We start from the raw sequence: 18,910 nt of genomic DNA, 5'->3' as shown, positions 1-18,910 counted from the left end.
AGCCGACCACCGAGCATCACGCTACGATCAACCCCTCGAGCCTGCCCGGGCTCGGTGACAGACAACGAGACCTGCACCAGACCCGGGGCGCATCACCACCATGGTCGTATCGCAGGTGGTCCTGGTGACGCCAATCAAGGTCAACGGGATCGTCGCTCACGTAGCGCTTCGCATCCGCCTGTGGGCAGGCAGAGCAAGTCGATGCTGGCGAAGATGACCGCGAAGATGACTGCGAACGCCAGTCTGAGGCAGCCAAGATATGCACCCAGGACAGCGACTACGTCACGCTGAACTGGGGAAAGCGTGCAGTGTCCCGCCTCACAGCAGTGTCATACGCCCTTGGTTGTCGGTTCGAGCCCGACCCGGCCCACCCCCATCTACCAGGTAAAGACCGACGCTGTGGTCGTGCATGCCCTCGTCGTGCCGGTCGCCAAGCTGGCCGGGGTCGAGACCGTGACCACCCTCGAGCAGCCGCTGCGGGCCCCAGACCTGCCGCCGGGAGACCGCCATGGTGATCCCGCCGTTTGTGTCCCTGTTGTGCGGCGGCGGATCCAAGACCACCGCCTACCCGGTGGACGGGCCGCTGCCCACCGTGTCCGCCCAAGGCAACCACCACGGGCTCGTCGGCCCGCTCGCCGACGCCCGGCACATGCTTGTGCGGCAGAACACCGCCTGCGGCAACCCCGGCCGTCCAGGCGCAGCTCGATCCTCTCGGCCTCGCCCCGGTTCGTCGGGCGGGATGGCGACCAGTTCCAGTCCGGCCTCGGTCGCGTCGAGGGTCGAACTGCTCGTACGTGGGATCGGGCATGACCCACATGTGGTCGTCATGGCCGGCGGCGCGGCGGGCCCGACCGAACAGCCGTTGCTGACGCCGCCTCCACTAGTTACTCACCGAGCGTTTGATGCGGTTGATCAGTTTACTTCCGCTACCTAGTCTCGCGGAACGGCTCCCTGACGCTTGAGGCACTGCCGCGCGTCCACCTGCGCCGATTCCACGAGACCATGGAAGGGGTCGCGAACTACCTGGACGGTACTGACACGGGGCTTCGCGAGATGATCAATAGTGTCGACGAAGCCCGCGAGGCAATGAACGACCTCTACGGGCTTTGGCAATCACGTCACTATGGCGGCGCCACGCGCCGCTGGCGACGGCCCTGCGCCGGGCAAGCTCGGCGTGTACGTCTCTGATGGGCGGTGTAGCTGGTCGCCAGTCGGCGACGGTCGTGATCTTGGTCCACGATCTGCTGCCTACCGATGCCGGACATGCCCAGTTCGGCGCAACTGCTGCCTGCTGCGGCCAGGCGTTCTGGGTCTCCCCAGGTCAGCGTTGGAACTACGGATCAGAAGGCCAGACTTGGTTCCTGGTGAGGCGATCGTGTGCGGGGACGTAGTTCGGTGTCAAGCCGCAATACGGCATGAACGACAATGTTCCGATGTCGAACACGACGGACGAGACTGGGCAACGTTCTCGCAATCGTTGGGGCGAAGGAAGCCGGTTGCGCACGGAGATCCTGGACGCTGCCGGTCGTCTGCTCTCCGAGCTCGACGGCGAGGACGCGCTCACCATCCGTGGCGTGGCCAGAGCGGTGGGCATCGCTCCGGCCAGCATCTATCAGCACTTCGCAGACCGGACCGAGATCGTACACGGTCTGCTCGAGCACAAGTTCGAGCGGTTGCAGGTGCTGCTGGAGAAAGCGGATGCCCAGGCTGATCCCGAGGACATGATCGGCCGTGTCCGCGGCTGGTGCACTCTTCGCAGCAGCAGGAGGCGATGGCGGGTCTGCTGGTGTGGGCGCAGCGCCCGCCTCACCAGCCGACTCCCCGGCGGACGCTTCGGCCCCTGCTTCGCCGCCGGTTGCTTCACCAGCACCGTCGCCGAGCATCTCGCCGGCGACTCCGGCACCGGCCGTGGCACCACCGGCCGCAGCCAAGGCGCCGGCACCCTCGGAGACCGCTGCGGCCGCGGCGCCGGCCCGCGGACAGCGATTTCTTCGGCCGTCATCGGGTCGCTCCTAGCCACGCTCACCGTCCAGGTGGGCCAGTGTCCGTACCCACGGCCGACGGGTTCCGGGTGGCGTTCGCCGTCGCGCTTTCCGCGCTGACTATCCCCCGGGGAATTCCGGACTACCACGATGCACCGCTGCCAGGGGGAATGAGTCAGCGCGACGAAGTTTGAGCCAGCTGTGCCGCTTCCTGGTAGCTGGTATCGCGCAGCCCCGGCGAGCAGCTACGCCAAGATGGTTGCCTGCTGTGACGACATACCCGGGTTGGTGAGCGAAGCTTGACCTCAGACAGCGACCAATGGCGTCCGTGGCTCAGGAGCGAGGTCCTGACCGGCCTTGTTCTCGCAGGAAAGGGCGATGATGTTCCAGCAGACCTTCGTTACGGCGACCACGCCGACCGGCGGCGAGACCCGGCCCTCTGTCCACCGGCGGGCCGACGCTGTCGTGTCCCTGATGGCCCAGCATCGCGCGGCCGCGTCCGCCAGCCGCCGCTATGCGGACCTGGCCGACCGCAGCCTGGCCGCGAAGCTGGCCGCCGAAGACGCCGCCGTCGAGACCGGCCTGTCCCCGTTCGAGCGGCTGACCTGCCCCGCCCACCGCCGATGGATCCATCAGTGCATCGCCTCCCCCGAGCACGCCAGCCCCGTCACGGGTCATCGCTGGTGCCGTGACTGTCAGTGCGCAGTCACGGTGGCTATCGACGAGCTCACTGGCGACGCGACAATGGCTTGCCCGCGCTGCCGCCGCACCCCCAAGGGCATCGCCACTCGCCAGATCGTGAGCGCCTGCCGGGCCAGCCTCGCCACTGTCCACGCCCACCGCGCTCAGCCGGCACCCAGTATGCTGCATTTCGGCGAGCGGCGGCCGGCCTGATGATTCTGCGTGGCTAGGGCGGTGTGAGTTCCGCGTCGAATTCGATTGCGACCTCGTTTGCCAGCTTCAGCGCCCCGAAAAACGCCGAATAGGGTTTGATGCCCCATTGTGTCTGGACTATGGTTGCGCCGCCTCGGATCCTGCGGTCGTCGCTGACCGTGGCTAGCACGGTGATCGGGTGTGACTGGTCCATGATGGTCAGATTGCCGTCGACGGTGAGCGATTCGCCATCGTGGATGACTCGCGTCGAGTGGAACGTGATTGCGTGATATCGGTCGGTGTGCAGAATCTTCGTCTGAATGTTTTTCTCGATCTCGGCGCGGTCGGAGTCGGTGAGCGGTTTGATTCCGCCGCTTCCGGTCCGCACCCGCAGCGAGCCGGCGACGACGTCGACCGCGACCGAGGACAGCGCGGGGTCCGCCGTGTTCACCGACACGGCGGCAACCCACTCTGACGCCTCGATCGTGAGATCGTGCCCGACGCGCGAGCCGAGTCCGGTGCGCCGCGTCTTCACCAATAGCTCGGCCGACTGCGGACCGGACCGGTATTGGCCGTCCCGAAACGACATAAACTCGACGTTACGCCGGGACGCTCAGCTGTCCATGTCGACGTCGCCGTCCGGGTCGCGGCGCGGGCGCTTCGTGGCCGGCGCTGGGTCCCTACGTCGTCCCGGACATGGTCGAGATCGACTGCGACAACGACACGATCGACCGGGTCGTCACCCCGCCCTGCCGGGCGAGGTGGCGACTTGTCAGCGGGCGAACTTCTCGATAGCGGCCAGCGTTGTAGTCCCCATAGGGCGTGGGGTGGCTTCGGGGTCGACAAGGGAGAACCTGCAGGTCGGCCGAGGATTCGGAGCGTTGTGGTTAGCGTGCAAGATCGTCTCGGACTCGGACACTCAATTACCCCATGAAGCCGAGCGTCGCGGCGGAGTTAGAGTAGTCGCAGCTGACCTCCGGCAGTGTATTCTCGCGCGGTTTGCACTCGTGGTGAGGCGCACGCTTTGATCTCTCGCGTGGGCCCGCCGCACGTGATCGTCAGGTAGTTCGATCTCATGTAGTCCGCGATTGCGGACCCGTCGTTGCCTATGGTCTCGGCGAGCTTGGCGCGGAGATCGTTGAGTAAGTGATCTTCGCGGACGTAGACGTTCTTCGCGAATGCTGGTGGGCGGTTGCGGGCGCTGGTGTGGCCGTGACGGCAGCGGTAGCCGGGTCGGCCGTTTGCCCAGTGCGAGTCCAGCCGCCTCCCGTACAACTCGCACTCCACCAATCCTGCCAACAGGTAAACCCTGGTCTCGCCTTGCTGCGTGGACCGGGCCGCGCGCATCCCCTGGATCGCCACGAACGTTGCCTCGTCCACGAGCGCCGGATGCGTCACTTTCTCCGACTCGGCCCAACCTCGTGGCGGTCTAGCTGGAGTGCCGGTATCGGTCGGAGCGGTTGTTCTGGCACCGTGCCGATTCCACACCTGCCGTCCGGTACCGAGGGTTCTCCAGGATTCCCGCCACGGTCCGGACGATCCACTCGTGCTTCGTCCGATGCCGGTTCCGGTCCTGATCGGCGCGCGATGGGCACGGTACGCCGCGTTCGTTCAGCTCGCGCGCGATCCCGGCCACGCTGCGTCCGGTGGCGCGTTGCGCGAACATCCACCGCACCCACGGCGCAGGGGTCGGATCGGGTTCGAGGCGGTGGAGCCGGCGGCCCCATCATGCGTGGGCTGGGTTCGGATGCGGTCCGGCGTCGGCCAGGCGGTATCCGTAGGGTGGGCGGCCACCGAGGAATCTGCCTTGGACGCAGGTTTGCGTGTGCATCGCGGCAAGTACCCGGTGCCGGGCCCGTAGTACCTCGCGTCGTGATTGTGATCCCAGCAGCAGCATGAGCGCTTGGTGCACTGGGCTGTCTACGTCCACCGGCCCGCTGGTCTCAGGCAGCCACATCTGAACCCCGTGCTTGCTCAACGTCGCCAGTACAGCGGAGAACTGGTCGCCGTAGAACGCTCGCTCGTACTCGCCGACGACGATCGCGTCGAACTCGGGTTCAGGGTGTTGGGCGGCGGCCAGTAGCCGCGCCGCAGCGGGCCGATCCTGCCACTGCAGCCGACGCGAACAGCCCGCGTCGAAGTACTCCGCCACGATGAGTCCTTTCCCTCGGATCGTTTCCTCGGCCGCTTCGCGCTGCCAGCCCGACGACGTATTGCGGTCTTGGAACTCGGCCGTGGACATCCGTCCGTAGAAAGCGAATCGCAAGCCCGTTCTGCTAACCTTGTGTGTTGAGCGCCTTGGCCCGGCTCGGCGTGGGGCGACCGCACCGCTCTTCACAACCGCATCGGTGATGCTCGCCATGCCCACACCTCGTAGCCGAAGGTTTTGCCCGGTCGCAGTCGCGACGTGTGGTGGCGGCATCGGTGACGTTGTGGCCGCCGAACTGCACCCGAACGGCCGCACCGAAGCCAGGCTGCTACAGCAGTTCGGCGGTGTGCTGGCCGACCGTGGGTGCCGGTGACGGGGCGAGGCCGTCAGCCGGCCGAAGGTTTCGAGGTGGCCGAGAAGATCGGAGAACCTGCGGGAGCCACTGTCAGGCGCCAACTTCAGCCAGCCTCTGCAGTACTTCGGCAAGATCCTCCGGCCGTGAAAGGAACGGCGAGTGGTCGGAGTCGGTCGTGACGACCTCCCCCGCACTTTCCGGTGCCGACGCGGCAGGGGCGCAGTCGGTGTTCGCGCCGGCGGCGGTAAACCTGCCGTTCGACTTCACCTTCAACGTGCAGTACGGGCTGGACTCGCGGTCGTTCTATCCCTCCAACGGCCGGGCGTGCGTGAACGCCGCCATCACGGGCGGGCAGGACGAGTCGATGCCGGTGGAGCTGTACGACTTCTGGCAGCAGGGCCCCGACGTCCACTGGAACACCAACGGCAGTGTGTAGCAGCACTGCTTCACCGGGCTGGACAACAGCGAGGACTACTTCTTTCGGATCACCCATGAGTCCGGCGGCACCGCGGTGTCGGGCTACGGCAGCGTGACCGGCTGACCCAGCGCGGGGTGGGGGGTTGCTGATCGCGACAGCAGTCCCCGACCCCCGTGCTCATGTCAGCGGTGGAAGAGCACGACCACGGCACCGTCGGGCGGGGTCGCCACGCTGGGCTGCAGCCCGCCACGTGCCGCCCGCGGCGGGCTGGACGGTGCCGAGGTTGACGAGACCGGCGGAGGCGCCGAACCCGGTCAGCACGATCCGGTTGCCCTCGCGCAGCACGCCCGGCGCGGCGGTCACGGTCACCGGATCCCCGACGTGAGTACCGCCGGCGGTGAGGGTGACGGGGTTGCCGGTCACCGCGGTCACCGTGCGCAGGCCTGAGGTGCCGGGCAGCGCACCCGGGTTGGAGTCCAGGATGGCGAGGCCGTCGCGTACCGCGGTGACCAGCCCGACGAACCCGTCCGGGGCGAGGCCACGACGTCCCCGGGCTTCGCGTCGGCGCCGGAGACCGCGAACTGGGCGTCGGTGCCGGCGCGCACGACACTCGCCGCCGAAATGGCAGGGTCATGGCTCGAACTGGCCAGCGCGCCGAACACGGGATTGCGTGCAGTCCCGGTGGCGATCAACGTGTTCCAGGCGGCCGCGGTGTTCGGCAGCATCGCGCGCAGCAGCCCGTCGACGGGGTGGCTGCTGGTGTCGCTCATCTCGGTGTCAACGGCGCTGGTGGTGAACCAGGCCGTGTCCACTCCGGGGGCGGTGACCGCGACACCCACGCTGACCGGCGTGCACGAGCTGGAGACGAGCGCTCAGGGGTGGCTTGAGATCCAGGCGAAGCCGATCGTCGATCACATCGTCGACCGCCTCGGCGATTTCGCCTCCGTGGCCATTAAACCCGAGATCACGGTCACGACGAGTCTTCGTGACACCTCTCTTCACATCCAGCGAGCATCCGGGGAGCCCGTGCGGCTCGACCGATCAGGGCTTGGCAGTGCGCGGCGGATCTCGCTCGCGGTGTGGGAGGCGACGAGTGACATCCTCGCCGAGCAGGCCGACGACCTCGACGACGCCGCTGAGGGTGCGGATCCGGCACGGCAAGTCATCGTCGTGTACGACGAACCCGACACCCACCTGGACTATCACTTCCAGCGCGACGTAATGCGGCTGATCCGGCAGCAGAGCCAGACTCCGCACGTGAGCGTCGTGGTGGCGACGCACTCGATGAACCTGATCGACGGAGTCGATATCCAGGACGTCGTCCTGTTGCGGACCGACGACCAGCACCTGACCGTCGTCGAACGGCTCGGCTCGGGTAAGCACGCGGACTTCGACCGGCATCTGGGCCGCATCGCAACCGCGGTCGGGTTGCGCAATTCGGTGCTGTTGCACGAGCGTTGCTTCTTCGCCGTGGAAGGCCCGACCGAGCAGCAGGTGATGCCGTTGCTCTTCAACCTGTCCGAAGGCCTGTCGCTGCAGGCTGCCGGAATCGCGCTGTGGGCGTGCGGCGGCAACGACGGCGCGCTGTCGCTTGCCCGCTACCTCTTCACCCACGGCCGGGCTGTACTGCTCGTCGTGGACGCCGACAGCCAGGTGAGGAACAAGATGTTCGCTACCTCGCGGTTGCAGCGGAATTTCGACGGCGACTACGAGGACGTCGTCGTGCTTCTCGGTCAGAAGCAGGGCGTGTTCGAGCTGGAGGAACTGTTCGACGACGAGGTGTGGGTTCGGGTCGCCAACTCCGAGTGGCCGCGCGAAGGCGGCTGGCCGCAGGGGCACTTCGCCGTACATCGGGCGGGGAAGAAGTTCAGCGGTGATGTCGAGCGAATGCTCCGTGAGCACAGCGCCGACGGCCCGAGCGGCAAGCCTGAGATGATGGTCAAGCTCGCGTCACACCTGGAGGGGCCGGACGACGTGCCTCAGGCATCGCGAGACGTCTTCACGAAGCTGCGGAAGCTTGCCAGCTAGTGTGTCGAGTCCGCGGGCCCTGCGAGCCAGCATGCGGCTTTTCCGCTGGTCGGCCGTGGGTTCGGCCCAGATGTGAAGGCCCGCCTCCGGCACCCAGCGCTGGAAGTGCTCTTGGCGGTCGATGCCACACCAGTGGCATCCGTTGGGGTTCGGTAGCAGCGCGCCATCTTCGGTTTCGTATCTCATCTCATCCCCTTCGCTACCCAGTTCCTACCCTGGGCCACTGACAGAAAAGGTGCATCCGGGCACACCCGTCCAGGTGAACAACGACACAGGCCTGTCGGAGCGACGAAACCGCTGTGCCAGGCCCAGCGCCCGGCGCAGGGAGTGACTCGGCGCCCGCCGTGCGCGAATCGGCGGCGCGCACGGCCGTCCAGGGGACAGTGGCCGCCGGTCAGAGGCCCGTCGCAGCGTTGAGAAGCATCGCCTGGCTGTCGTCCGCTTCGAGGGAATCCTTCACGCCAACACCGTCGCCACAGCTTCGTCGTTCACAACAGCCCGCGGCGTCAGCCCTCAATGGCGTGCGGCCGATGTTCAACTGCCTCGCGGTCCCATGCCCCGAGATCAGCTGCGGCGACATAGGTTGATCGAAGAAAGGTGAGGAGCAGATCCTCTGGGTCTCGCGCTGTGCGCACTGCCTCATACGGCAGCAAAAACTCGCCCAAACCCGCATCAAAATAAGCAATGTCGGGTTGCACGCGGCGCTGCCGGTAGCCGTCGGGCTCGGGGTAGGAGTAGGCATAGAAGGAGCCCTCCGCGCTGCCGCCTGGCCAAAACCCGCAACTTGCGAGTTCGTGGGAGTAGCCTTCCACCATCACACGGTCCGGACAGTTCGGAACTCCACCGGCGTGGCGTGGGGCGACGCGGCCGGAAAACCGGGTGCAAGCCAGGTCCATCGCTCCCCAGAAGAAGTGCACCGGGCTGCTTTTACCCATGAACTCGGCTCGGTACTTGCTCATGACCCGGTGTGCGGCCGAGAGCTGACCCCAGAATCGGCGGACGTGATCGTGCTCGTACGTGCGATGCGTGGTGTCTTCGGCGAAGGGGATTGCCTGTTCGACTTCCACGGGGGTCGCCCAGATCGACACTTCGATGCCCAACTTGGCCAGCGCCGCGATCGTCTCCTGGTAGAAGACGGCTACCGGCTTCGACTCGAGGACCACATGACCGTGCGCGCCGTTGCTGACGCGGATGTTCAGGCGGTGTTCAACGAAGTCGAACTCCAAGTCGAAGAGCTGATCCCCGCTCGGGATCGATGACGTGGTGAGGCCCCTCGCAGAGACATACAGGGGAACCTGCCACCAGTGGTTGACCAGCGGCGTGTTGGCCATGCGGATCTTGCCGACGACCTGCGTCCACATGTGCAGGGTGTCACGCGTGTCGATCCAGTCGTCGACCCGAAGCGCAGGCCACGGGGCCGTGACGGCGAGCTCAGAGGTCATCGTGACTCCGATCAGTGTCAAACCGAATGTCGCACAGTGTAAGCGATTCCGGCGGAGGTCAAGGGCTGCACGTGCCTGGAAGATGTGGCCGGCCGACCCGTGCGATGGGTGCTGATCTTCGGCACGCCAACGAGCCGCGGGAGGGATCCAGCGGAGCGTGGCCATGCGCCGACCTGGTTTGCGTCGGTTGTTACCCCCCGACTGCCGCGGACGCGGCCTGCTGGATGAGACCGGCCACGGCGGAGGGCTGGGATACGTAGATGGAGTGGCTGCCGGCCGCTTCGACCACGCTCGAGCGGGTCAGCTGGGACATCGCGCGCTGCGCTGGTGGTGGGATCATCTTGTCGTCGGTCGCGACCAGGTACCAGCTCGGCTTGACCCGCCAGGCGGGTTCAGAAATTGGCCCGCTGAGGGCGTCCAGTCACAAGGAGAACGCCGATGGGACGTCGCCCTGCACGAAGACGTGGGTCAAGGGCAGTGGCACAGAGCGCCCCATGCTGGCCGGCTACGCCTCCGACGACACACTGATCGCTCAGGGCTACCCGCCGACGGACTACGTCGACAACGACCATGCCTCGGTCGTCGTCAAGGCCACCCTCGACACATACGCGACCAAGGATCTCGCTGCGTTCAAGGCCGCCACCGAGACGTGGAAGTGCAGCGTCCGGATGGACGGCGCCACCGGCAACGGCGTGCAGGTGTCGCTGAAGCTGTCGGGCTGGGCGCTCGGCGACGCGCCGGTGTTCGGCGTCAGCGGGCACCCGTGGATTCTAGACGGCCAGTACCGGCGCCGGATCCTCGGTTCAGCAACGACACCGAAAGCACCGTCTCTCTGGAGCTTCAGACGACAATGGCGGTGACCTGACATGACCCAACCCCCAGGCACCGGGACGCTGGGCGAACAGCTGGCCGCCCTGCGGCGCCAGGTCGCCGAACTCAGCCGGAAATCGCCCGCGATGCCCGCGTGCCGTGCAGCCCTGTCGGCGAGTGTGGCACTTTCCTCGCGGGGCTCGTCCGCGCCGGGCACGTGGCTCGCTCGGGAGGACCCTCTCGGATGGTTCACCGCCGCGAGCCCGAGTTGCATCACGATCGGCCTGGACGGCTACTACCAGCTCTGCTACCACAGTTCCACCGGTGGTCTCGTCTCCGGCGCCAACGCGGCCAGCAAGATCCTCCGCAACGGGACGGTGGTGAACGCCAACTCGATCGCGTCGGATCTGGTCGTCTCGTCCGCAGCCAGCGAGGGCTGCATCCAGAACTGTTTTCGCGCACGGGTTCCGCTCGCCGCCGGCGACAAGATCTATTGGAACAACTACGTCTCGGCGGCCGGCGCCACCCTTGCCGCGACTAGCTTCACCATTCCGACCGAGGTCACCGTCCAGTCACCCAGCCCGCGCGCCCACCGCGCAGCGGGTACTTACTGTTTAGCCCCTTCGCGACAGCACCCTCGACGCCGACTGTCGCCTGATCCGCGCTAATCCACGCACGGCCCAGGTCCACGTCCAGCGTCGAGGGGCATCAGCTGCCCGCCGGTGCCGCTCGCGCCGATCACCTCGGCGAGCCGTGCCCGCCCGCGGGTAGCGGCCACGGCCGGAGGTCCCGGCCCCGCGCGCCGAGCAGATCGAACGCCACGACGACTGTGATGCCCTCAGCGTGGCGCCGGGCCTGGCCGTAGCTAAGCGCCGCGAAGTCCAGCCGGCCGTTCCGGTATGCGCACAGCGCGCCATCGAGCATTCACCCGGCCCAGCGCGGTCGCCGCCTGGAGCACTGCGGGGAAGCGGGCGGTCAGGTCGCTGCCAGTGCGGGACTGGAGCACCCCGCCGGGCACGTGCACCACGCACCTCCAGCCGTCGAGCTTCGCGGAATACTCGTACGGGCCGGCAGGTGGCTCAGACCCGGGTCAATGCCGCGGAATGCCGCGCTGGCCTTGGCGTTGCTCTATACGGTGCTCGCCGCCGGCTGGCTGCTGCTCTTTATGCTCAACGCCGGAGAGAGACATTTCTTGACGTGGCTCTACGTCGCTGTCGTGGCGGTCGCTACAGCCAATGCGGTCTACTACTGGGTCGCGTACGTACGTGCCCGCCGCGCACAGCGGTGACGACACCAGCAGGTCCGAGGGGCCGGCAGAGGGGAACGTTGCGTGAGCGGCGAAAGGAATCGGCGAACCAGGCAGGATCTTGTCTTCGCCGCAGTCCAAACACTCATCGCTGTCGTGATGTGGATCTTGTTGATCGTCAGCCCGAACTGGCTGAACGCCGCCCAGTATCTTGCTGTCTTCGTCACCGTAGGCGCGATCTTGGGCTGGATACGCTACGTGATCGCACGACGGAGCCAAACATCTTGATCGGATGGTCGGATCCTGGAGGCTGTCGGGCAGAGTTGCCTATGACGAGCGATGACGAACGCACCGCCGAGCACCCCACACTGGACGCGCTCGATCTTGCGAACGACATAGCGTGGTGGCTCCAGGGGCGGGATGGCATGTCTGCCGATCACGACGGGCAGGGCAACGTTCGCGTGATCGACGCCGACGGCCGCGTGTTCGATATTCACGTGCAGGAGGAGAGCAAGCTTATGTCGTCTGCCACTCTGTAGGCCACACGGTCGACCGGAACGTCGCCGCGCACCGCGCCGAGCCGGCAGCTTCTACTTTGTGAGGACGAACTGACGTGGTACTTCAGGACGCATTCGAGGCTGCTCATTTTCTTGATGCCGGGATCCGCACAGAGAACGACGTCGAGATCGTGATCGCCACCTGTGAGGAACTCGATGATGCGTGGTACTTCGACTACAACAGTCGCGCCTTCGTGGAACAGGATGACCCCTCAGGGTCACTCATCGGTAACGGTCCCGTCGTCGTCCCCAAGTCTGGGGCGAAGCCCTACATCGGCTCTGTCTTCGGACCCGCCTGACAAGCGACATGACGGCCACTCGACGAAGGTTTTGCGCCGCCCGGTGCTACTCCTCGGACCGCTGCTCGACATCCGCGACGACCTGATCCGGCGCGTCGCGCGGGGTGACCTGCAAGCGCCAGCTGGCTCCCGGACCGCGCCGGCGCTCGAACCAGTCCCTCCGCACTCGGCCGGGGTCCACCCTGCCCGGCGGCCCGCCAAGCATGACAGCTTGATTCGACCAGATCCCACCGCGGCACTTAAAGCTGATCGCCCACCGGTACTCGGCCGACTTGCCCTCTTCGGCCGGCGGGCACCAGCCCGCGCACTACCGCTGGGACGATCTCGACAACGGCGCCCTGGAAGCTGGCATCCCCCAGCCGGATGCAGACCTCCCACCCGACACATGGTTCGAATATCCGGTCATGGGGACGACCGAACTCACGCTCCGGATCGGGCGATCACGGCGCTGGAATCCTGAGCGTGATCATCGACGGTGACATGGACGACGTACTCGCCGCTCGCTTCGAGACGCTGCTGGATTTCCACTGATAGGCAAGCCACTGCGGGCTCCTGCCGGCGACTGCGTTGATGCGGGAACACCGAGACCTCCCGTCGAGGCGTGAGTTCCCCGGACCCGGCCCGGCTCGAACGGGCTGCCACCCCCACCGTGCGACGGGCAGGACGCACCCTTACCGGGTAGATGCGCCTTGGGCGGGCTCGTTGTCATGGTAGGGCGGAGTGACCTGCTGCGGCGACCGCGTTCCGCCCGCAGTGATCCGCCCGCTCACTCGGCGCCAAGGGTGCATCGCCGTCAAACGATGTTCGACGAAACCGCGAAGTCGAGGTGATCGGTCGCCTCGGCTCTTGGGTGAGAACAGTCGTGGGAAAAGACGGCGAAAATGCCGACTGCGGGGGCACCGTGTGCGACTCAGCGACGGTTTGACACAACAAACGCCCAGGTGAGTGGGTTGCCGAGCAAACCACCAGGTCAGCACGCAGGGCCCGAACGTGCCGAACCACCACCGCAGCACCTGGTTCACGTCGGGGTCGGCGCCGGCGGCAGCGACAACCCGGCGTAGATCTGGTTGAGAACGGTGGGAAGCATGGCGACAGCCGTGGCCCGGCCGTCCGGAGACAAGGTCAAGTTGGCCCAGATGGTGAGCGTGACGTCGTTGTCCGGGTCGTACCCGATGAACGAGTTGAACCCCGGAAGTTCACCGCCGTGGTACCACATCGCGCCGTTCGGCGCGAAACGCTGGTAGGAGATTCCGTACCCGTATTTCTGGCCGTCGGGCGCGTTCGGGTCTTCGGATTGCAGACTGTCCAGCCATTGCCGCTGGAAGTCGGCGTTGAAGACCTTGCCCGAGACCAGTGCCCGGATCCACGTCGCGACGTCGTCCGAGGTGGAGACGGCGCCTCCGGCGGCGGTGGCGTAGGAGGGATTCTGCCGGGTGTAGTCGTTGGGCTGGAGTGTTCCGGCCCGGGCGGCGGCCTGCAGGTCGGGTGGGTACTTCTGGTCGACGAACGCGTACGCGGATCCACCGTAGAGGTAACCGTGCGAGTAGCGGTCCGGGATGGAGTCGTCGGTGGTTGCGGGAAGCGAAGTCTGCCGCAGGCCGAACGGCCCGAACAAGCGCTGCTGCAACTGCTGTGCCAAGGGGCGTCCACCGACCTTCTCGGCCACCAGGCCCAGCAACGCGTAGTTGGTGTTGTTGTACTGGTACGCCGTGCCGGGCGGGAACACTGGCGGGCGCCGGAACGCGATGGCGAGCACCTCTTGAGGCGTCCAGGCTTTCGCCGGGTCGGCGTCCACCGCTGCCGCGAGCTCGGGTGCGTCCGTGTAGTTGTACAGGCCGCTGCGCATGTTCAGCAGCTGCGAGATGGTGATGTTGTCACCGTTGGGCACAGCGGAGACGTATCGCGACACCGGGTCGCTGAACCGCAGCTTGCCGTCCTGGGCGAGGAGCACCATCAGCGCCGACGTCATGGTCTTGGTGTTGGAGGCGATCCGGAAGTGAGTGTCCGCGGCCGGTGGTGTGCTGGTACCCAGTTCCGTGGTGCCGACCGCCGCCGTGAAGGTGCCCTGTGGGGTGCGCAGCAGGACCACCGCTCCGGGAACAAGCAGCTCCTTGGCGGCAGCCGCCACGGTCGACTGGAATGCGGCCGGGTCGATGGGCTTGAGCGCGGACTGCCCCGGTGCGGAACCGGTTGCGGTGCGGGGTTGTGCCGTCCCCGGCGGCCCCACCGATGTGCCGGAGGGTCCCGTCGTCGGTGCGGACGGGGAGCACCCCGCGATCGTGAGGGTGGCAACGCCGAGGGCGAGCCCGGCGATGCGCCGGGAACGCGCTTTCCGCGAGCGAATTCCCGCGTCACGCCGACTCGGTGCCGGATGCACTCGGGATACCCTCATAGTGGGTATCACCGCCTCCGCCCCAGGATTCGAGTACTGCGCCAGTGATGTCGTGACCGGACGGTCACCGTCGTCGAAGCTGAAAACCCTAGCATTCCTCACTTTCCGCACTCAATCCTTGCTGAAAATCATTGCCGGACCAACGAAGCCGGGCACTGCGGTGAGCCCGGCCCGATGCCGGCGCGGCGAGCCCATCGGCTTTCGTTGTGGCCGCCAGGCAAGTGATCGGGCTCTGCTCGCAGCGCTCCTGGTCCCCGCCGCCGGCTGGCGCTGCCCCTATCTCGTCGTGGGCCTGCTCAGTGTCGGCTTGATCGTCTTCTTCCGGGCCCTGCCGGTCAACCCCGTCCGGCCCGCCGCGGCCGGCGGAAGAATCGACTATTTCGGTGCCGCGGCCCTGATCGCCGGCCCGAGCGCGCTGCTGGCCGGACTGGTCCTCGGTCGAACCGGCTGGGTCCAGCCGACGGTCCTCGCCGACATTCCCGAATCCGGCTGGATCGATGTCCAGGCCTGCAACTACGAGGGCAGCACCGAACTCAGCTGCAGCAACTTCGTGCGCGAGTACGTCGCGGGCTGAGCACTCACGCCCAGGCGAGGTGTGAACCGCTACGCGGACCGGGGAGCTCACCGCCGCGGTAACGGCGACGGTGAGCTCCCGCCGTGCGGCCCGCCCCCTCCCCGGAATCACGACGTGCCCGCCTGGCTGTCCGAGTGCACGCGGAGAGCGTGGTAGTCGACGCGGCCGAACTCGTCAGCACTGACGAGATGCGGCGACATGGTTTCCGCTTGGGGCGTGGCGAGAGCCTCGGCGGGTGTTCGTCCGTCGTCGGAGGGTTCGCCGGGTCCGGGTCAGGCCGTCGTGGTAGCTGGCGCATGCGGGGTCTAGCTGGCCGGACGGTGGGGGGCGAGGTGCCAGGTCATGGTGACGACGGTGCCTTGGTTGGTCGGGGTGACCTTGGCGTGGTCGGGCAGCAGGCGAATCAGCGGCAGGCCGCGGCCGCGCAGCGGTTGGGGTGCAGGCGGACGCACCCCTACTCCGCCACGCCCTCGCCACCTGGGCTCGGAAGTCACGTCCCACTCGACGCCGCGGCGAGGGACTTGAGGTCGGGCTGAGCCCGGCACTGCGCGGCATGGTCCAAGGCGGGCAGGGCACCACCGCACTCGTTGCCGAATCGCGATGGAAGCCACGCGGCGGGGCTGGTTGTGACGGCTCCGGGCTCAGTGGCCGTGGTGGTGAGGGTGGTGGTGGTGCTCGCGCCAGGCGCCGCTGCCGGCGCTCGCTGCTGATTTGGCCTGGGACCATTTCAGCTTCGCGAGCTCGGTCGGCGTGAGCTCGACGCGGCGAGCCCAGTGCCGCCCCGAAACGACGACGGCGGTCCCGAACGCCGCCAGTCCCGCCATCCCCAGCACGGCACTCGCTCCGATGAGCGACACCGCGGCGATCAGCAGCCCCCGGTGCAGGTCCTCACGCGCGGGGTCGGTTTGGTGGTTGTTCATGGGTGGTCTCCCTCCTGTCCGGGCACACGCTCGCGGCCTGGCCGCTCGCGCACATCGCCCGGCGAAGGTGAAGCGCGTGGTCGTCACAGCGAATTACAGCGAATTACTCAGCCGGGTTGCCTTGGGTTTACAGCACGCAGTCTTTTGCCGACGACCACAAACTGATCGCTCCGCCGACGGTGCCTGTACCCGGCGCGATCGCGGACCCGGCCACGCGGATCGAAATCAAACAGGAGAGCACCGGTCCGGTCGTCACGTACCGGCGCTGGTTCCGCCGTGAAGCCGTGCGCACCCTGATACTCGGCGACGTTCGAACCCTGCTTGCCCGGGTCTACGAGATGGGTCTGCCGGTTCACCAGTACGAGATCGCGGCTCTGCGCTCGTCCGGTTCTCAACAGCGGGTCCACTTCATATCCCCACGCCGTCGGACGAGCTCCCCGGCCGGCGCGGTGGAACCTGACAGTGCCTGACTGGAGGTTGCGGAGTGGGGGACCGAGGCCATCATCCGGGTTCGCATACGACGTCCGGGCGACGTAGCTCGTGCGACTACGTCATCAGCCGCTAGACCCTACAGTCAGCGGAAGTCTCGCGACGACGTGGCGGGGCTTTGAGGTCGAGCGGGGTGACTTGGTCGGCGACCAGGGACACGGTGCCTTGCCCGACTTGGGCGATGCCGCGCGCGAGCAGGGCCGGGCTGTTCAGCCACAGCTGCCGGTGCCGGCGCCAGTGCCCGATCGACACGATCACGTTGGCCATGCCGGTCTCGTTCTACTCAGTACGATGACCTGGTGTGCTTCTACGGCGAGACGTACTACAAGCTGCACTACGTGTGCGTCTCGTGTCGGGTCAGCTTCAAGCAGCACGCAGATCAGCGGCAGGAGCGCTTGTGCCCGAACTGCGCCCCGCCCCTCATCTGTGCCGGTCATGACTTCGCCCCGCCGCCGTCCGCGTACCTGGCGAAGAAGGTCGGGGATCACGCCGGGATCACGAACTCGGACGGCGGCACGGCCGTCGACTTCTGGATCACGAAGATCACCGTGGACCCGAAGTGTGACCCGTACATGCCCCGCGATGCGGGCAAGCACACGGTGCTCCTGGACGTCACGGTGAAGACGTCCGTCGACAAGGACGCGGGGCAGCCGGGTGGCGGCGTCTTCGGCAGCCTGTCGGGTCTGATCAACCCGTATGCGTTCTCGACCACCGGCAGCAGCGGCGTCACTGACCAGGCCGAGATGGACATGTGCCGGTCGAACCTGAAGGAGCTGCCGCAGACGTACGCGCCCAACCGCACGTACACGGGGCAGATCGCGTACGCCACGCCGGACAAGAGTGGGAAGCTCCAGCTGACTGATCCCTCCGGCGGTTTCTCGAACGGCACCTTCGGGTGGGAATGGTCGTACTGATCACCGCCTGATGGGCAGGAGAGCCCCGACCTCTGGCCAGCAGTCCGACTATCACCAGCACACTTGACAAAGGGATTACGACTTGTCGAGACGCTTTCTCCTGCTCACCGCCACGGCGGTCGCCGCGTTCGGCCTGACCGCATGCGGTGCCCACGCGCCGCCCGCCATCACGCCCCACGCCCACCCGGAGATCGTGCCCATCACACCGCCGGAGTTCGCACCGGCGACTGGGGCGGCGGCCACCTACCTGGCGAAGAAGGTCGGGGAACGAGTCGGAATCACCAACAGGGACGGCAGCAGTGCGGTCGATTTCTGGATCACGAAGATCAGCGTGGACCCGAAGTGTGACCCCTCCAGCCATCGCGCGGTAAGCAGGCACACGGTCGTCCTGGACGTCACCGTGACGACCTACACCGACAAGGTCGCGGGGCAGCGCTTAGGCCCGTTCGTCGCCCTGCCCGGCGTGATCAACCCGTTCTCCCTCTCGACCACTGGCACGATCGGCACGAGAGTGATCGAGACGGACAGGTGCGTGACGCCGCTGAAAAAGCTGCCGTCGACGTACGTGCCTGGCCACGCCTACACGGGGCAGATCGCGTTCGCCACGCCGTACAACACCGGCAAGGTCCGGGTGACCCAGAGCTCCGGCTACTTCCCGAACGGCAACATCGGGTGGGAATGGTCGTACTGCCCACCCGATTGGCGGGGCTCCACCTGGAGGGACACCGGGATACGCCCGAATCGCACCGCGTATCCGCGGTTCAAGCGGGTGGTGCCGGTGCGGGAGTTGGCGGAGTCGTTAAAGTTCGTGCCCTACGACGCCTACTGGTACCTCGTGGTCGACGGCCACGACGGGCCGATCACCGCCCAGCCCACGAAACTCGTCGACTAAACACGCAGCGACCTGCGGGATTCGTCGGCCAGCGGCACGCTGTTGATGCTTGCCCCGCTACGCCGACGGCGGCATGGGCTGTGCGGCCGCCGACTCGTCTTGCGTGGCGGCGACCGTGGGTTGCACGCCGAGCCTCTCCTGCTTGTCGCGGATCGTCTTCTGAACGCCCGCCGGGATGCGGGTCCAAAACGCGCTGGTGACCTTCGGTCGCGTGATCAGCTCGTCCACAAGGTCATTCACTGCACGTAGGACGAGGTCGATGACCTCCGGACCCTCCTCGTCGTTCAGCGCGAGCACCACGAGGTCACCTGGCGCGTCATCGACCTGAAGCATGTCGTTGCCGAGCACACGGACGCTTCGCACGGCTGACCGAGCGGCAGCGCCGGGCGCTGCTCGATCTCATCGAGTCGATGCTGCCGTCCGAGGACGGCGATGGGCCTGCACTTGCGATGAATGGCGGAGGCGGAAACTAGCTGGCGGTCGGTGCCGCGCCTTGAACGATGTCTCCATTGAGTCCATCCGGGTAGAAGCCGCCGGAGGAGGCCCCTTGCGGGTCAAGGTAAACGATGT

At 66.8% G+C, this 18,910-nt stretch carries 24 protein-coding genes; 13 read left to right on the top strand and 11 right to left on the bottom strand.

The annotated features are described in order from the left end of the window. Positions 1 to 1,496 precede the first annotated feature (1,496 nt). Together AB0F91_RS45725 and AB0F91_RS45720 are read left to right on the top strand one after the other, a co-directional pair. The gene (locus AB0F91_RS45725) at positions 1,497 to 2,102 is read left to right on the top strand and encodes a TetR/AcrR family transcriptional regulator (protein WP_360608554.1); all 606 of its coding nucleotides are present in this window, start codon (positions 1,497 to 1,499) and stop codon (positions 2,100 to 2,102) included. Between the two features lie 258 nt (positions 2,103 to 2,360). Continuing rightward, positions 2,361 to 2,876: a hypothetical protein gene (locus AB0F91_RS45720; RefSeq protein ID WP_360608552.1), complete on the top strand. Its 516-nt coding sequence runs from the start codon at positions 2,361 to 2,363 to the stop codon at positions 2,874 to 2,876. 13 nt (positions 2,877 to 2,889) lie between these two features. Here AB0F91_RS45720 and AB0F91_RS45715 read toward each other — a convergent pair whose 3' ends face one another. The 3 genes from AB0F91_RS45715 to AB0F91_RS45705 all read right to left on the bottom strand — a co-directional run bounded on the left by AB0F91_RS45715 (position 2,890) and on the right by AB0F91_RS45705 (position 5,217). Beyond that, positions 2,890 to 3,444 carry a YceI family protein gene (locus AB0F91_RS45715; protein ID WP_360608551.1) on the bottom strand — a complete coding sequence of 185 codons (555 nt, stop codon included), beginning with the start codon at positions 3,442 to 3,444 and terminating at the stop codon, positions 2,890 to 2,892. Positions 3,445 to 4,284: 840 nt separating this feature from the next. Beyond that, on the bottom strand, positions 4,285 to 4,521 hold the full coding sequence (locus AB0F91_RS45710) for a recombinase family protein (protein WP_360608549.1): 237 nt from the start codon (positions 4,519 to 4,521) through the stop codon (positions 4,285 to 4,287). A gap of 60 nt (positions 4,522 to 4,581) precedes the next feature. After that, positions 4,582 to 5,217: a hypothetical protein gene (locus AB0F91_RS45705; protein ID WP_360608547.1), complete on the bottom strand. Its 636-nt coding sequence runs from the start codon at positions 5,215 to 5,217 to the stop codon at positions 4,582 to 4,584. A 317-nt stretch (positions 5,218 to 5,534) separates the two neighbouring features. On the opposite strand from AB0F91_RS45705, the gene AB0F91_RS45700 reads away from it, so the two are divergent. Continuing rightward, complete coding sequence (locus tag AB0F91_RS45700; RefSeq protein WP_360608545.1) at positions 5,535 to 5,795, top strand: hypothetical protein; 261 nt, start codon at positions 5,535 to 5,537, stop codon at positions 5,793 to 5,795. 159 nt (positions 5,796 to 5,954) lie between these two features. Here the strand turns inward: AB0F91_RS45700 and AB0F91_RS45695 are convergent, their stop codons facing one another. Further along, positions 5,955 to 6,200, bottom strand: coding sequence for a hypothetical protein (locus AB0F91_RS45695; RefSeq protein ID WP_360608543.1), 246 nt, complete (start codon positions 6,198 to 6,200; stop codon positions 5,955 to 5,957). A 258-nt stretch (positions 6,201 to 6,458) separates the two neighbouring features. Here AB0F91_RS45695 and AB0F91_RS45690 point away from each other — a divergent pair, with 258 nt between their 5' ends. Next, positions 6,459 to 7,805, top strand: a complete 1,347-nt coding sequence (locus AB0F91_RS45690; RefSeq protein WP_360608541.1) for a TOPRIM nucleotidyl transferase/hydrolase domain-containing protein — start codon at positions 6,459 to 6,461, stop codon at positions 7,803 to 7,805. A gap of 506 nt (positions 7,806 to 8,311) precedes the next feature. On the opposite strand, the gene AB0F91_RS45685 is transcribed toward AB0F91_RS45690, so the two are convergent. Together AB0F91_RS45685 and AB0F91_RS45680 are read right to left on the bottom strand one after the other, a co-directional pair. Then, positions 8,312 to 9,247: a DUF5996 family protein gene (locus AB0F91_RS45685; protein WP_360608539.1), complete on the bottom strand. Its 936-nt coding sequence runs from the start codon at positions 9,245 to 9,247 to the stop codon at positions 8,312 to 8,314. 190 nt (positions 9,248 to 9,437) lie between these two features. Beyond that, positions 9,438 to 9,608 carry a hypothetical protein gene (locus AB0F91_RS45680; protein WP_360608556.1) on the bottom strand — a complete coding sequence of 57 codons (171 nt, stop codon included), beginning with the start codon at positions 9,606 to 9,608 and terminating at the stop codon, positions 9,438 to 9,440. A 505-nt stretch (positions 9,609 to 10,113) separates the two neighbouring features. Here AB0F91_RS45680 and AB0F91_RS45675 point away from each other — a divergent pair. The 5 genes from AB0F91_RS45675 (at position 10,114) to AB0F91_RS45655 (ending at position 12,159) form a co-directional block, all read left to right on the top strand. Continuing rightward, positions 10,114 to 10,725 carry a hypothetical protein gene (locus AB0F91_RS45675; protein WP_360608537.1) on the top strand — a complete coding sequence of 204 codons (612 nt, stop codon included), beginning with the start codon at positions 10,114 to 10,116 and terminating at the stop codon, positions 10,723 to 10,725. Between the two features lie 425 nt (positions 10,726 to 11,150). Further along, complete coding sequence (locus tag AB0F91_RS45670) at positions 11,151 to 11,345, top strand: hypothetical protein (RefSeq protein WP_360608535.1); 195 nt, start codon at positions 11,151 to 11,153, stop codon at positions 11,343 to 11,345. Positions 11,346 to 11,387: 42 nt separating this feature from the next. Next, entirely contained in the window at positions 11,388 to 11,591 is a 204-nt protein-coding gene (locus AB0F91_RS45665) for a hypothetical protein (RefSeq protein WP_360608533.1), read from the top strand. A gap of 41 nt (positions 11,592 to 11,632) precedes the next feature. Further along, complete coding sequence (locus AB0F91_RS45660; protein WP_360608531.1) at positions 11,633 to 11,842, top strand: hypothetical protein; 210 nt, start codon at positions 11,633 to 11,635, stop codon at positions 11,840 to 11,842. Positions 11,843 to 11,916: 74 nt separating this feature from the next. Beyond that, positions 11,917 to 12,159, top strand: coding sequence for a YrhB domain-containing protein (locus AB0F91_RS45655; RefSeq protein ID WP_360608529.1), 243 nt, complete (start codon positions 11,917 to 11,919; stop codon positions 12,157 to 12,159). Positions 12,160 to 13,177: 1,018 nt separating this feature from the next. Here AB0F91_RS45655 and AB0F91_RS45650 read toward each other — a convergent pair. Beyond that, positions 13,178 to 14,287, bottom strand: coding sequence for a serine hydrolase domain-containing protein (locus tag AB0F91_RS45650; protein WP_360608527.1), 1,110 nt, complete (start codon positions 14,285 to 14,287; stop codon positions 13,178 to 13,180). A gap of 265 nt (positions 14,288 to 14,552) precedes the next feature. Between AB0F91_RS45650 and AB0F91_RS45645 the strand changes: the two genes are divergently transcribed. Then, entirely contained in the window at positions 14,553 to 15,125 is a 573-nt protein-coding gene (locus AB0F91_RS45645; RefSeq protein ID WP_360608525.1) for a hypothetical protein, read from the top strand. Between the two features lie 305 nt (positions 15,126 to 15,430). Here the strand turns inward: AB0F91_RS45645 and AB0F91_RS45640 are convergent, their stop codons facing one another. Beyond that, entirely contained in the window at positions 15,431 to 15,577 is a 147-nt protein-coding gene (locus tag AB0F91_RS45640; protein ID WP_360608523.1) for a hypothetical protein, read from the bottom strand. Between the two features lie 189 nt (positions 15,578 to 15,766). Beyond that, positions 15,767 to 16,045, bottom strand: a complete 279-nt coding sequence (locus AB0F91_RS45635) for a hypothetical protein (protein ID WP_360608521.1) — start codon at positions 16,043 to 16,045, stop codon at positions 15,767 to 15,769. A 116-nt stretch (positions 16,046 to 16,161) separates the two neighbouring features. Here AB0F91_RS45635 and AB0F91_RS45630 point away from each other — a divergent pair, with 116 nt between their 5' ends. Further along, entirely contained in the window at positions 16,162 to 16,515 is a 354-nt protein-coding gene (locus tag AB0F91_RS45630; RefSeq protein WP_360608519.1) for a hypothetical protein, read from the top strand. A 91-nt stretch (positions 16,516 to 16,606) separates the two neighbouring features. Here the strand turns inward: AB0F91_RS45630 and AB0F91_RS45625 are convergent, their stop codons facing one another. Further along, on the bottom strand, positions 16,607 to 16,801 hold the full coding sequence (locus tag AB0F91_RS45625) for a hypothetical protein (protein WP_360608517.1): 195 nt from the start codon (positions 16,799 to 16,801) through the stop codon (positions 16,607 to 16,609). 32 nt (positions 16,802 to 16,833) lie between these two features. Here AB0F91_RS45625 and AB0F91_RS45620 point away from each other — a divergent pair, with 32 nt between their 5' ends. Beyond that, on the top strand, positions 16,834 to 17,448 hold the full coding sequence (locus tag AB0F91_RS45620; RefSeq protein WP_360608515.1) for a hypothetical protein: 615 nt from the start codon (positions 16,834 to 16,836) through the stop codon (positions 17,446 to 17,448). 82 nt (positions 17,449 to 17,530) lie between these two features. Further along, positions 17,531 to 18,340 carry a hypothetical protein gene (locus tag AB0F91_RS45615; protein WP_360608513.1) on the top strand — a complete coding sequence of 270 codons (810 nt, stop codon included), beginning with the start codon at positions 17,531 to 17,533 and terminating at the stop codon, positions 18,338 to 18,340. A gap of 57 nt (positions 18,341 to 18,397) precedes the next feature. Here the strand turns inward: AB0F91_RS45615 and AB0F91_RS45610 are convergent, their stop codons facing one another. Beyond that, a complete protein-coding gene (locus tag AB0F91_RS45610) occupies positions 18,398 to 18,688 on the bottom strand; it encodes a hypothetical protein (RefSeq protein ID WP_360608511.1) in 291 nt (96 codons plus the stop codon). Positions 18,689 to 18,910: the final 222 nt, after the last annotated feature.

It is taken from the genome of Amycolatopsis sp. NPDC023774 (genome assembly GCF_040639695.1).
GTDB lineage: Bacteria > Actinomycetota > Actinomycetes > Mycobacteriales > Pseudonocardiaceae > Amycolatopsis.
This window is presented reverse-complemented; position numbering and strand designations above follow the sequence as displayed.

What these genes read in the sequence shown, in the direction of transcription:
- AB0F91_RS45710 (WP_360608549.1), bottom strand. Translation starts at nt 4,521, where the DNA reads ATGTTCGCGCAACGCGCCACCGGACGCAGCGTGGCCGGGATCGCGCGC.
- AB0F91_RS45715 (WP_360608551.1), bottom strand. Translation starts at nt 3,444, where the DNA reads ATGTCGTTTCGGGACGGCCAATACCGGTCCGGTCCGCAGTCGGCCGAG.
- AB0F91_RS45670 (WP_360608535.1), top strand. Translation starts at nt 11,151, where the DNA reads ATGCCGCGGAATGCCGCGCTGGCCTTGGCGTTGCTCTATACGGTGCTC.
- AB0F91_RS45635 (WP_360608521.1), bottom strand. Translation starts at nt 16,045, where the DNA reads ATGAACAACCACCAAACCGACCCCGCGCGTGAGGACCTGCACCGGGGG.
- AB0F91_RS45685 (WP_360608539.1), bottom strand. Translation starts at nt 9,247, where the DNA reads ATGACCTCTGAGCTCGCCGTCACGGCCCCGTGGCCTGCGCTTCGGGTC.
- AB0F91_RS45625 (WP_360608517.1), bottom strand. Translation starts at nt 16,801, where the DNA reads ATGGCCAACGTGATCGTGTCGATCGGGCACTGGCGCCGGCACCGGCAG.
- AB0F91_RS45660 (WP_360608531.1), top strand. Translation starts at nt 11,633, where the DNA reads ATGACGAGCGATGACGAACGCACCGCCGAGCACCCCACACTGGACGCG.
- AB0F91_RS45705 (WP_360608547.1), bottom strand. Translation starts at nt 5,217, where the DNA reads ATGGCGAGCATCACCGATGCGGTTGTGAAGAGCGGTGCGGTCGCCCCA.
- AB0F91_RS45720 (WP_360608552.1), top strand. Translation starts at nt 2,361, where the DNA reads ATGATGTTCCAGCAGACCTTCGTTACGGCGACCACGCCGACCGGCGGC.
- AB0F91_RS45675 (WP_360608537.1), top strand. Translation starts at nt 10,114, where the DNA reads ATGACCCAACCCCCAGGCACCGGGACGCTGGGCGAACAGCTGGCCGCC.